This is a genomic window from Streptomyces sp. NPDC051907, from assembly GCF_040681075.1.
Taxonomy (GTDB): domain Bacteria; phylum Actinomycetota; class Actinomycetes; order Streptomycetales; family Streptomycetaceae; genus Streptomyces.
This window is the reverse complement of the sequence record NZ_JBFAYB010000035.1, coordinates 44,109-55,998: the sequence shown is the minus strand read 5'-3', so window position 1 is coordinate 55,998 and position 11,890 is coordinate 44,109. Positions and strand designations below refer to the sequence as shown.

General features: G+C 73.9%; 13 protein-coding genes. 12 read left to right on the top strand and 1 reads right to left on the bottom strand.

All coding sequences use genetic code 11. The features are described 5' to 3' along the window. Positions 1-15 precede the first annotated feature (15 nt). From AB0M39_RS20005 to AB0M39_RS19950, 12 genes are all read left to right on the top strand, one after another. On the top strand, positions 16-642 hold the full coding sequence (locus tag AB0M39_RS20005) for a DUF5947 family protein (protein WP_365366096.1): 627 nt from the start codon (positions 16-18) through the stop codon (positions 640-642). Next, positions 639-1,298 carry a DUF6084 family protein gene (locus tag AB0M39_RS20000; protein WP_365366094.1) on the top strand — a complete coding sequence of 220 codons (660 nt, stop codon included), beginning with the start codon at positions 639-641 and terminating at the stop codon, positions 1,296-1,298. The genes AB0M39_RS20005 and AB0M39_RS20000 overlap by 4 nt, the downstream gene beginning before the upstream one ends. Next, on the top strand, positions 1,295-2,695 hold the full coding sequence (locus AB0M39_RS19995) for a hypothetical protein (RefSeq protein WP_365366092.1): 1,401 nt from the start codon (positions 1,295-1,297) through the stop codon (positions 2,693-2,695). Before AB0M39_RS20000 ends, AB0M39_RS19995 begins: the two co-directional genes overlap by 4 nt. Next, positions 2,692-3,240, top strand: a complete 549-nt coding sequence (locus AB0M39_RS19990) for a hydrogenase maturation protease (RefSeq protein WP_365366090.1) — start codon at positions 2,692-2,694, stop codon at positions 3,238-3,240. Before AB0M39_RS19995 ends, AB0M39_RS19990 begins: the two co-directional genes overlap by 4 nt. 332 nt (positions 3,241-3,572) lie before the next feature. Beyond that, positions 3,573-3,968: a hydrogenase maturation nickel metallochaperone HypA gene (gene hypA, locus AB0M39_RS19985; protein ID WP_365366088.1), complete on the top strand. Its 396-nt coding sequence runs from the start codon at positions 3,573-3,575 to the stop codon at positions 3,966-3,968. Positions 3,969-3,970: 2 nt separating this feature from the next. Continuing rightward, positions 3,971-4,876 (top strand): hydrogenase nickel incorporation protein HypB, encoded by a 906-nt coding sequence (gene hypB, locus AB0M39_RS19980; RefSeq protein WP_365366086.1) that lies wholly within the window; start codon positions 3,971-3,973, stop codon positions 4,874-4,876. Further along, positions 4,873-7,275 carry a carbamoyltransferase HypF gene (hypF, locus tag AB0M39_RS19975; RefSeq protein ID WP_365366084.1) on the top strand — a complete coding sequence of 801 codons (2,403 nt, stop codon included), beginning with the start codon at positions 4,873-4,875 and terminating at the stop codon, positions 7,273-7,275. Before hypB ends, hypF begins: the two co-directional genes overlap by 4 nt. A gap of 53 nt (positions 7,276-7,328) precedes the next feature. Further along, the gene (locus AB0M39_RS19970; protein ID WP_365366082.1) at positions 7,329-7,691 is read left to right on the top strand and encodes a HypC/HybG/HupF family hydrogenase formation chaperone; all 363 of its coding nucleotides are present in this window, start codon (positions 7,329-7,331) and stop codon (positions 7,689-7,691) included. After that, positions 7,688-8,812, top strand: coding sequence for a hydrogenase formation protein HypD (gene hypD / locus AB0M39_RS19965; protein ID WP_365366080.1), 1,125 nt, complete (start codon positions 7,688-7,690; stop codon positions 8,810-8,812). Before AB0M39_RS19970 ends, hypD begins: the two co-directional genes overlap by 4 nt. 55 nt (positions 8,813-8,867) lie before the next feature. Beyond that, on the top strand, positions 8,868-9,914 hold the full coding sequence (gene hypE / locus AB0M39_RS19960; RefSeq protein ID WP_365366116.1) for a hydrogenase expression/formation protein HypE: 1,047 nt from the start codon (positions 8,868-8,870) through the stop codon (positions 9,912-9,914). 267 nt (positions 9,915-10,181) lie between these two features. Continuing rightward, a complete protein-coding gene (locus AB0M39_RS19955; RefSeq protein WP_365366078.1) occupies positions 10,182-10,433 on the top strand; it encodes a DUF6400 family protein in 252 nt (83 codons plus the stop codon). Beyond that, positions 10,420-10,653, top strand: a complete 234-nt coding sequence (locus AB0M39_RS19950) for a hypothetical protein (RefSeq protein ID WP_365366076.1) — start codon at positions 10,420-10,422, stop codon at positions 10,651-10,653. The genes AB0M39_RS19955 and AB0M39_RS19950 overlap by 14 nt, the downstream gene beginning before the upstream one ends. A 152-nt stretch (positions 10,654-10,805) precedes the next feature. On the opposite strand, the gene AB0M39_RS19945 is transcribed toward AB0M39_RS19950, so the two are convergent. Then, positions 10,806-11,828 carry a hypothetical protein gene (locus tag AB0M39_RS19945; protein ID WP_365366074.1) on the bottom strand — a complete coding sequence of 341 codons (1,023 nt, stop codon included), beginning with the start codon at positions 11,826-11,828 and terminating at the stop codon, positions 10,806-10,808. Between the last annotated feature and the right edge of the window lie 62 nt (positions 11,829-11,890).

The window sequence follows — 11,890 nt, the reverse complement described above, 5'->3', positions numbered from 1 at the left end:
GGAAGGGCCCAGGCCGTGCGACAGCCGCGCGGGCTGCGGCGGTTCGCCCAGCCCCGGCCGCCCCGCCAGGAGCGGTGCGAACTGTGCGGCGTGCCCGTGCCCGACGCCGGGCACCGGCACCTGGTCGACACCGAGAAACGAGCGCTCGCCTGCGCCTGCACGCCCTGCGCCCAGGTGCTCTCGCGCCCCGGCGCGGTGCTCGGACGCTTCCGCGCCGTCCCCGACCGCTGGCTCGCCGAACCGGGTCGCCGGCTCGCCGAGGGCGCGTGGGAGCTGCTCCAGATCCCGGTCAGCGTCGCGTTCTTCTTCCGCAACGCGGCGCTCGACCGGCTGGTCGCGCTCTACCCGAGCCCGGCCGGCGCGACCGAGAGCGAACTGGAGCCGTCGACCTGGCAGTCCGTGCTCGGCGACAGCCGGCTGGCCGCGCTCCTCGAACCCGACGTGGAGGCCCTGCTCGTGCGCCGCGTGGACGGGCTCGCCGAGTGCTACCTCGTCCCGATCGACGTCTGCTACGAACTGGTGGGACGCATGCGGCTGCTGTGGCAGGGCTTCGACGGCGGCGCCGAGGCGCGCGCCGACCTCGAGGCGTTCTTCGAGGAGGTCGGACGCCGGGTCCGGACGCCGGAAGGGAGCCGGCCGTGACCGAGTTCGCCTTCAGCTGCGTCTCGGTGCGCGCCGACCGGTTCGCCGCCGGCCCGACCCTGGTGTTCCGGCTGCGCATCACCGCCTCCGACGACGCCCAGGTGCACGCCCTCGCCCTGCGCTGCCAGATCCGTATCGAGCCCGCCCGGCGCGGCTACGGACCGTCGGAGGCCGAGGGGCTCTCGGACCTGTTCGGCGAGCGCTCCCGCTGGGGCAGCACGCTCAACCCGCTCCAGTTCACCCAGGTCTCCGTCATGGTCCCGAGCTTCACGGGCGAGACGGAGACCGACGTCGTCGTGCCGTGCACCTACGACATGGAGGTCGCCGGAACCCGCTACCTCAGCGCGCTCGTCGACGGCGAGGTCCCGCTGCTGATGCTCTTCTCCGGCACCGCCTTCACCGGGGCGGGCGGCTTCCACGTCGAACCGGTGCCCTGGGACAGAGAGGCTGCCTTCCGGATGCCGGTGGCCGCCTGGCGGGAGGCGATCGAGCAGCACTTCCCCGGCTGCGGCTGGATCAGGCTCGACCGCGAGGCGCTGGACGCCCTCCTCGCGTTCCGCTCGCGGCGGGCGCTCCCCTCGTGGGAGGCGACCGTCGCGGCCCTGCTGGAGGCCGAGTCCGCGACCGTGCCGTGCGCCGAGGGGACGGCGCCATGACCGCCGCAGCGTTCAGCCCGGCCGCCGAGGCCCGGCTCGCCACCGCCCGGCAGGTCGCCGACGCCGTCCTGTTCGAGGGCTATGTGCTCTACCCGTACCGGGCCTCGGCCGCCAAGAACCGGCTGCGCTGGCAGTTCGGCGTCCTCGTGCCGCCCGCCTGGAGCGCCGCCCACGAGGAGCACGACTTCCAGCACACCGAGTGCCTGATGGAGCCGAAGCAGGGGGCGACCCTGTCGGCCGAGGCGCGCTTCCTGCGCGCCCAGCGGCGCATCGTCCAACAGGTGCGCCCCGACGGCGGCTTCGAGACCGTGAGCGAGCTCCACCTCCCCGACCGGGTCCTGGTCCCCTGGGACGAGGGCGTCGAGGAGCGCGTCGAAGTGGCCGTCCCCGTGGCCGAGCTGGCGGGGGGCGAGGCGGTCTTCCCCTTCACCCGGCCGGCGGCCGAGGAGAGCGAGCCGGTGCTCGACGCCGACGGCCAGATGGTGGGGCGGCTCGTCCGCCGCCGCGCCGAGATCAGCGGCACTGTGCGGATCTCCGCCGCCGAACTCGACGGCCCCTACCGGGCGATGCGGCTCACCGCCGTCGTGGAGAACACCAGCGACTGGCAGCCGCAGTCGGCCGCCGACCGCGACGCGGCCCTGCCGTACTGCCTGGTCGCCAGCCATCTGCTGATGTGCCTCGACGCCGGAGCGTTCCTGTCGATGACGGACCCGCCCCAGTGGGCGCGCGGCGCCGTCGCGTCCTGCCGGAACCTGCACACCTGGCCCGTCCTCGCGGGCGAGCCCGGGCGCGCGGACCTGGTCCTGTCGTCCCCGATCATCCTCGAGGACCACCCGGCCATCGCGCCGGAGAGCCCCGGCGTGCTGTACGACGCCCTGGAGATCGACGAGATCCTCGCGCTGCGCACCGCCGCCCTCACCGACGAGGAGAAGCGCGAGGCGCGCGGCACCGACGATCGGGCCGCGGCCGTCATCGACCTGGCCGACTCCATGCCCCCCGAGGTGCTGGAGCGCCTCCACGGCGCGGTGCGCGGCCTGCGCGAGGTCACCGGGACCGCGGCGCCCGACGAGCACGGCGTCGTACTCCCGAAGACCCCGTGGTGGGACCCGGGCGCCGACAGCAGCGTCGACCCGGCCCGCGACCACGTCCTGGTCGACGGCCGCCCGGTGAGCGCCGGCAGCCGGGTGCTGCTGCGGCCCGGCCGGCGGCGCACCGACGCCCAGGACCTGTTCCTGCACGGGCGCAGCGCACAGGTCGAGGCGGTGCTGCACGACGTGGACGGGGGAGTGCACCTCGCCGTCACCGTCGACGGCGACCCCGGCGCCGACATCCGGCGCGAGCAGGGCCGGTTCCTGTACTTCCAGCCCGACGAGGTCGCTCATCTGGAGGACGCGTGAACACTCCCGCGCGGGGCGCTCCCCGCACTCTGGTCGCCGGAGTCGGCAACATCTTCCTCGGCGACGACGGCTTCGGCGTCGAGACGGTCCGCGCGCTGACCGCCCAGCCGCTGCCCGAGCACGTCGAGGCAGTCGACATCGGCGTGCGGGGCGTCCACCTCGCCTACCAACTGCTCGACGGCTACGACACCCTCGTCCTGGTCGACGCCACCGCACGCGGCGGCGCGCCCGGAACGCTGTATGTGATCGAGCCGGACGGCCTCGAAGGACCCGAGAGCGGGCACCCCCCTCTCGACGGCCACCGGATGACCCCCGACTCGGTCCTCGCCTTGCTGCACACCCTGTGCGCCGGCACCGGCGGGACCCCGCCGCGGCGCACGGTCGTGGTGGGATGCGAACCCGCCGACGTCGAGGAGGGAATCGGCCTCAGCCCGCAGGTGTCGGCCGCGGTGCCCCAGGCCGTGCGGCTGATCGCGGACCTGCTGCGGGACGCCGACAGTCCATCGCCCGCGCCGCAGGCCGCGGCGGGCTCCGCCGGCACGTGAGGAGAAGACCATGAAGAAGTCCATCATCGGCGGCGCGGCCGCCGCCACCGCGCTCGCGGCGATCCTCGCCCAGATCCTGCCCGACCTCAAGCGCTATCTGCGCATCCGCAAGATGTGAGGCGACGGGCGGGCGCCTCGGCCGTCGGCCGAGGCTGCACCGAACGGCGTACCCGCGCCTGGGCGTCGGCGAGCCAGAACCAGATCGCCGCCGCCCAGCCGTGTAATGGAGCCGACCCGGACCGACCGCGCCGTCAGCCCTCGGAGCGGGCCGCGCGCGTCGTCCACCGGCCCATGGCCTGGACGGCGCCGACCCTGTGCCAGGACGGAGACCGATGCACGAGATGTCCATCGCACTGGCCGTCGTCGGCCAGGTGGAGGACGCGGCCCGGCGAGCCGGCGGCGTCACCTCGGTCACGTCCGTACGGCTCCAGGTGGGCGAGCTGGCCGGAGTCGTCCCCGACGCGCTGTCCTTCTGCTTCGAACTGGCCTGCGCCGGAACGGTCCTCGAGGGCGCCGAGCTGGTCGCCGAGACCGTGCCCGGCCGCGCGCGCTGCGCCCGCTGTTCGGACGAGTGGGCGGTCGGCATGCCGCCGCAGCTGTCCTGCCCGGTGTGCGGCCAGGCCGCCGACGAGCTGCTCTCGGGCCGTGAGCTGCAGATCCTCAGCGTGCGGTGGGAGGACGCCGCGGATCGCGAACGCACCCATGAACCCGTCTTCGAGGAGCGCTGACCATGTGCCGAGAGGTCGACCTGCAACAGGCGGTACTCGCCAAGAACGACACGACCGCGCACACCCTGCGCGCCGAGCTCGCGGCCCGCGGCACCTCGGTCGTCAACCTCCTGTCCAGCCCGGGCAGCGGGAAGACCGCCCTGCTGGAGGCCGAGCTGCTGGCGGCGCGCCGGCGCGGCGTCCCCGTCGCGGCGCTGACCGCCGACCTCGCCACCGAGAACGACGCGGTACGCCTTGCCCGTTCCGGCGTTCCGGTCAAGCAGGTCTGCACCGACGGGCTGTGCCATCTGGAGGCCCAGATGCTCGGCCGGCACCTGGAGGGATGGCTGCCCGCCGGCACCCGGCTGCTGTTCGTGGAGAACGTCGGCAACCTCGTCTGCCCCGCGTCGTACGACCTCGGCGAGAGTCTGAGGGTCGTGCTCGCGTCGGTGACCGAGGGCGAGGACAAGCCCCTCAAGTACCCGACCGCCTTCGGGCTGGCCAACCTGGTGGTGGTGACCAAGGTCGACATCGCCGACGCCGTGGACTTCGACGAGGCCGCGTTCCGTGCGCACGTCGAGCAGGTCAACCCGGGGGTGGAGGTGCTGCTGACCTCCGCGCGGCGCGGCGAGGCGGTGGGCGCGCTGCTCGACCGGGCGCTCGCGGCGGCGGACGGGGCGCCGGTGCACGCGCCGGTCATGGCCCGCCACGAGGTGCACCGCGCACCGGGACACGAGCACGAGCCGCACGGCCACCGCCACGGGGAGGCCGCGCACAGCCACGAGCACGGGCCCGGCTCTCACGAGCACGCGGACGGATCGCACGGCCACGAGCACACCCACGCCCACCCGCACACCCACGCCCACCCGCACGCCCAGGACCACACCCCCTCCGCCGCCCCGGGCGCGCTGGCGCAGTCCGGCTCGTGAGCGGACCACAGCCGGCCGCCGCCGCCGAGGCGGCGCAGCGCAGACGGGTCGTCGTCCGCGGGGTGGTGCAAGGCGTGGGGTTCCGGCCGTTCGTGTACACCCTCGCCACCGGACTGGAGCTGTCCGGGCATGTCACCAACACCGGCGAGGGCGTCGTCGCCGAAGTCGAGGGCGCCCCCTTCGCCGTCGCCCAGTTCTGCGACCGGATCTGCGAACAGGCCCCGCCGCTGGCCCAGGTGGAGTCGGTCGACCACCAGGAGGTGCCGCTCGCGGGCGGCGCCGGATTCCGTATCGTCCCCTCCCGCTCCGACGGCCCCGCGCGCACCCTCGTCTCGCCGGACACGGCCGTCTGCGAGGACTGCCTGCGGGAGCTGGCCGACCCGGCCGACCGGCGCCACCGCCACCCGTTCATCACCTGCACCCACTGCGGCCCGCGCTTCACCATCGTCACCGGCCTGCCCTACGACCGGGCGCACACCACCATGGCCGGCTTCCCGATGTGCCCCGACTGCGCCCGCGAGTACGCCGACCCCGCCGACCGCCGCTTTCACGCACAGCCGGTCGCCTGCCCCGCCTGCGGCCCCCGCCTGGAACTCCTCGTCGCCGCGCCCGAGCCCGGTGCGCCGCCGCGCCGCGTGCCCGTCGACGACCCGGTCGCCGAGGCGCGCAGGCTGCTCGCGGACGGCGCGATCGTCGCCGTGAAAGGGCTCGGCGGCTACCACCTCGCCTGCGACGCGTCCAACGCCCGGGCCGTGGCGCTGCTGCGCCGCCGCAAGGACCGGGACGACAAGCCGTTCGCCGTGATGGCCCGCAGCGTCGCCGACGTCGAGCACCTCGTGCACCTCGGCCCGGAGGAGCGACGCCTGCTCACCGGCGCCGTACGGCCCATCGTCCTGCTGCGCCGCCGCCGCGGGCCGCGGCCGCCCGGGGCCGTCCGCCCGGCGGACGAGGTCGCACCCCGCAGCCCCGACCTGGGCGTCATGCTCCCCTACACGCCCGTGCACCACCTGCTGCTCGGCCTGCCCGCGGACGCCGGGGGACCGCCTCTGCTCGTGATGACGAGCGGGAACGCGGGCGGCGAGCCGATCGTCACCGACGACGCCGAGGCCCTTGAGGCCCTGGCCCCGCTCGCCGACGCCTGGCTGCGCCACGACCGCGCGATCCATGTGCCCTGCGACGACTCCGTGGTGCGCGTGTGCGACGGGGAGCTCCTCATGGTGCGCCGCGCCCGCGGCTACGCACCGCTGCCCCTCGAACTGCCCGTCCCCGTACGCCCGGCCCTCGCCGTCGGCGGCGACCTGAAGAACGCGTTCTGTCTGGGCGAGGGGCGCAAGGCGTGGCTGTCCGCGCACATCGGGGACATGGGCGACCTCGCCACCCAGCGCGCCGTCGAGCGCGCCGAGCGGCAGCTGGAGTCCATCACCGCGGTCCGCCCCGAGCTGCTGGCGGCCGACCGGCACCCCGGCTACCGCTCGGCACAGTGGGCGACGCGCCACGCGTCCGGCCGGCCCGTCGTCCGCGTACAGCACCACCATGCGCATATCGCCGCCGCGATGGCCGAGCACGGCCTGGACGGCAGCCGGCCCGTGATCGGCGTCGCCTTCGACGGCACCGGCTACGGCGACGACGGGGCCGTGTGGGGCGGCGAGTTCCTGGTCGCGGACTACGACGGGTTCACCCGGTTCTCCCATCTGGCGTACGTTCCGCTGCCGGGCGGCGACGCCTCGGTGCACCGGCCCTACCGCATGGCGCTGGCCCACCTCCGGGCGGCCGGCCTCGCCTGGGCGCCGGACCTGCCGTGCGTGACCGCCTGCCCGACCGAGGAACGCCGGGTGCTGGAGCGCCAGTTGGAGCGGAACCTCAACTGCGTCCCCACCTCCAGCATGGGCCGCCTGTTCGACGCCGTCTCCTCGCTCGCGGGCGTGTGCCACCGCGCCGGCTACGAAGCCCAGGCGGCCATCGAGCTGGAGGCCGCGGCCCTGGGCGCGCCCGCGGTCGCCGACGCCGACGGCGCCGAGTACGCCTTCGCGCTGCGCCCGGCGGCGGACAGCGGGGACGCGGTGCGCGCCGACCCGGCGCCCGTGCTGGCCGCGGTCGTCGACGACGTGCGCGCGGGCGTCGCGCCCGAGCTGGTCGCCGCGCGCTTCCATCTGGCGGTCGCCTCTCTGGTCCGCCGCACCTGCGCCCTGGCGCGCGAGCGCCACGGTCTGGAGACCGTCGCCCTGACCGGCGGGGTGTTCGCCAACGCCCTGCTCTCCTCGGCGTGCGCCGCGGCCCTGGGCCAGGACGGCTTCACCGTCCTGCGCCACCGCCGTGTGCCTCCCAACGACGGGGGACTCGCGCTCGGCCAGCTCATGGCGGCGGCCCGCGCGAGCGGCCGGCGCACAGCCGCCAACTGACGAGCCGCGCCGGCAGGACCGGACAGCGGACCACCCACAGCGAGGAGAAGCCCATGTGCCTGGCGGTGCCCGGCAGAGTGATGGACATCGAGGAACGGGACGGCACCCGCATGGCCACCGTCGACTTCGGCGGCGTGGTCAAGGAGGTGTGCCTGGAGTATCTGCCCGACCTCCAGGTCGGCGAGTACGCCATCGTCCACGTGGGGTTCGCCCTGCAACGCCTGGACGAGGAGTCGGCCCGGCACACGCTCGAGCTGTTCGCCCAGCTCGGGATGCTCCAGGAGGAGTTCGGCGACCCGTGGGAGCTGGCGGCGGAGGCCGCGGGAGCGGCGGCGCCGGTCGAAGGACAGGCGGCGCCGGTCGGCGGACAGGCGGCGCCGGTCGGCGGCGAAGCGACGCAGGAGGCACAGAGGTGAAGTACATCGAGGAGTTCCAGGACCCCGAACTGGCTCGTCGGCTGCTCGACGAGATCCACTCCACGGTGACCAGGCCGTGGGCGCTGATGGAGGTGTGCGGCGGCCAGACGCACACCATCATCCGGCACGGCATCGACCAACTCCTTCCGGAACAGGTGGAGTTGATCCACGGACCGGGCTGCCCGGTGTGCGTGACCCCGCTGGAGGTCATCGACAAGGCGCTGGAGATCGCCTCCCGGCCGGAGGTGATCTTCTGCTCCTTCGGCGACATGCTCCGCGTGCCCGGGACCGGCCGCGACCTGTTCCAGGTCCGCAGCGAGGGAGGCGACGTACGGGTCGTCTACTCGCCGCTCGACGCGCTGAAGGTCGCGCAGCAGAACCCGGACCGCCAGGTGGTGTTCTTCGGCATCGGCTTCGAGACCACCGCGCCCCCCAACGCCATGACGGTGTATCAGGCGCGCAGGCTCGGCATCCCGAACTTCAGCCTGCTGGTGTCGCATGTGCGGGTGCCCCCGGCGATCGAGGCGATCATGCAGTCCCCGAGCTGCCGGGTGCAGGCGTTCCTCGCCGCCGGGCATGTGTGCAGCGTGATGGGCATGGCGGAGTACCCCGCCCTGGCCGAGCGGTTCCGCGTCCCGATCGTGGTGACCGGCTTCGAGCCCCTGGACATCCTCGAAGGCGTGCGCAGGACCGTGCTGCAGCTGGAGCGCGGCGAGCACACCGTGGACAACGCCTACCCGCGCGCGGTGCGGCCGGAGGGGAACCCCGCCGCCCAGGCCATGCTGGAGGACGTCTTCGAGGTCACCGACCGCGCCTGGCGGGGGATCGGCGTCATCGCGCAGAGCGGCTGGCGGCTGTCCGCGCGCTACCGGGACTTCGACGCCGAGCACCGGTTCTCGGTGACGGGCATCGACACCCAGGAGCCCGCCGCGTGCCGCAGCGGCGAGGTGCTGCAGGGCCTGCTGAAGCCGCACGAGTGCGAGGCGTTCGGCGGCATCTGCACGCCGCGCACTCCGCTCGGCGCCACGATGGTCTCCAGCGAGGGGGCCTGCGCGGCGTACTACCTGTACCGCCGACTGGACGTCATGAGCGCAGCTGTGGAGGCGAGCCCCGTTGTCTGAGACCACCCAAGCGCGCAGGCCGGGCACGGAGCAGCCGGCCGCGGGGCGGCAGCCCCTGGACGTCGCCGGCTGGACCTGCCCCGCGCCGCTGCGGGACCAGCCCCGCATCGTGATGGGACACGGCGGCGGCGGCGCGCTCTCCGCCGAGCTCGTCCAGCACGTCTTCGCGCCCGCCTACGGCGGTCAGGCGCTGGCCCAGCTGAGCGACTCCGCGACCCTCGTGCTGGGCGGCGCGCGACTGGCCTTCTCCACCGACTCCTTCGTGGTGCGGCCGCTCTTCTTCCCGGGCGGCAGCATCGGCGACCTCGCGGTCAACGGCACCGTCAACGACCTCGCCATGAGCGGCGCCCGGGCCGCCTATCTGTCCTGCGGCTTCATCCTGGAGGAGGGCGTCGAGGTCTCGGTCGTCGCCCGCGTCGCCGAGGCGATGGGGGCCGCGGCGCGCGCCGCGGGAGTCGAGGTGGCTACGGGCGACACCAAGGTCGTCGAAGCCGGCCACGGCGACGGGATCTACGTCAACACCGCGGGCATCGGACTCGTCCCGGCCGGCGTCGACCTGCGGCCGCAGCGCGTCGTCCCCGGCGACGTCGTGATCGTCAGCGGCGCCGTCGGAGTCCACGGCGTCGCGATCATGAGCGTGCGCGAGGGCCTGGAGTTCGGCGTGGAGATCGAGAGCGACTGCGCGGCCCTCGGCGGCCTGGTGGAGACGATGCTCGCGGTCACCCCCGATCTGCACGTGCTGCGCGACCCCACCCGCGGGGGCCTGGCGGCCGCCCTGAACGAGATCGCGGCCGCGTCCGGCACAGGCGTCGTCGTCCACGAGCGCAGCATCCCGGTCCCGCCGCCGGTGGCGAACGCCTGCGCCATCCTGGGCCTCGACCCGATGTACGTCGCCAACGAGGGCAAGCTCGTGGCCTTCGTGCCCAGAGAGCACGCCGACGCCGTGCTGGACGCGATGCGCGCGCACCCCCTGGGCGCCGAGGCGGCGGTGATCGGCGAGGCCGTGGCCGAGCACCCCGGCATGGTGGTGGCCCGTACGGGGCTCGGCGGGACGCGGGTGGTCGACCTGCCGATCGGCGAGCAGCTGCCGCGGATCTGCTGACCGCGCGGAGCGGGCCGCGGCCGGGCGCCTCCCGGCTCGGCGGCCCGCTTCGGGACGGCTGCGGGTGTGGGGTGCAGCACAGGGCAGCGAAAGGTGCATTTCGGGCATTTAGTTCGAATGGCCGCTGGTTCCCGGCGGCTGAGGGGCCGGTGGACACGACCCGGTCGACCCCGGCGACCCGCAGTGACGTCGCTCGCTGAGCTGACGCTTCCTCGAATCGAACGCGTTTGATACAAACGTCGGAATCGTTCGCCCAGGAAGTGCACCATGAGCCACGCCAGTAACCCGGAACACATCGATTTCGAGATATCCCTGACCCATGAAGAGGGTCGGCGGCGTGCCGCGGTCGTCGAGGCGATGGGCGACGGCTGGGACCCGATCGCCGTCCTGGAGGGCGAGCAGGAGGCCGAGCGCCGGCTGTACTCGGGCCTCGACGCGGACCAGCGGCGGATCTACGACGAGCTCGTGAGCGCCGGGGTGCTCCCGCCCGGAATCGGCGGTGGCCATGCTGCCGCTTGACCCCAGCGCCGACATCGGACGCAGGGCGTGGGTGCCCTGCCCCCAGTGCAACGACCACGAGGACTGCGCCGTCTGCCAGGCCGGCCGCAACTGCCGGGACCACTGGCGCTATCTGCTCTCCAACGTGGGCAGCCTGCTGCACCTCCAGTGCTCCAACTGCACCCATCTGTGGGCCCACCAGACGGGCTTCGGCGCCGGCACGGCCACGGCGACCTCCTAGCGAACCGCGCCGGCACGGCCACGGCGACCTCCTAGCGACCCTCTGCGAGACGCCCCGCGCCCTCCTCGACACCGCCCGGCCGCCAGCGCGCCCCCGAGCGCCGCGTGTCGCCGCGGAGCCCCTGCGGCTCGACAGTTCCGCGAGCCCTCGGCTCAGGAGGTCTTCGCCGCCTCGACGAGACGGACCGTGCTGAGGATCTTCTGGATCGTGGCGTCCGGGACCTCGTCCTTGACGCCCTTCGCGCCGACGAACGTCCAGGACACGAAGTCGCCCTTGGGGTTCTTGAAGGCGAACGCCGTCGCCTTGCCGTCGGTGTCGCACTTGCCCTTCTTCACGACGCCGACCGACTCGGCCGTCGCCACGCTGCCGGCTATGCCGGACGAGGTGGTGTACGCCGTGGCCTGACCGGCCTTCACCTTCTTCTTGTCCGGCTGGGCGTACGCGCCGTAGACCCATGTGCTCGCGTTGCTCACCGCGGCTTCCGAGGTGTTCTTGGCGCCCTTCTCACCGCGTGAGCCGACCGTGGCGAGTGCGGTGTCCTCGGCGGCGCCGTTCCTGTCCTCGTCGGACTGGCACCACTTCTCCTTGAGCATGGCCGGGGCCTTCAGACCGACCAGGGGCTTCTCCTCCGGGTCCTTCTCGTCGACGACGAAGCTGACCCAGGAGGCCGCCTTGAGACCCCACTCCGGGGGCACGTCGAAGGCGATGCCCCGCTCGGGGTTGACGACGACCTTCCAGCCGGGGACGACCGGGTCGGGCTTGCCCCCGGCGCGCGGATTCTCCGCGCTGCTCGGCCCGTTCGCCGGCGACGACGCCGACGTGGACTCGGAGTCCGTCGCGGAGTCCTTCTTGTCGTCCTCGCCGTTCAGGACCACGAAGCCGGCGACGGCGCAGGCGACGACGACCGTGGCGGCCGCGGCGACGGCGACAAGGGTCTTCCTGCTCTTGCCGCCTGGCGCCGCAGGGACCGCCGGCGTCCCGGACGGTTGGGTCGGCATGGCCCACGGCGCCTGCCCCGGCTGCTGGGCGTACGGGCCCGCCTGCCCCGGCTGCTGTGCGTACGGGCCCGCCTGCGCGGGCTGTCCGTACGGCTGCGACTGCGGATTCCGGTACGGATTGGCTTGCTGGTCCTGCGCGTTCTGCTCGCCCCCGGGCGGCTGCTGTCCTGGCCACATAAGCAGCAACCATAGAAGAGGCTCTGACGCGTGGGGCGGTTGGGGCGGTTGGGGCGAGTGGG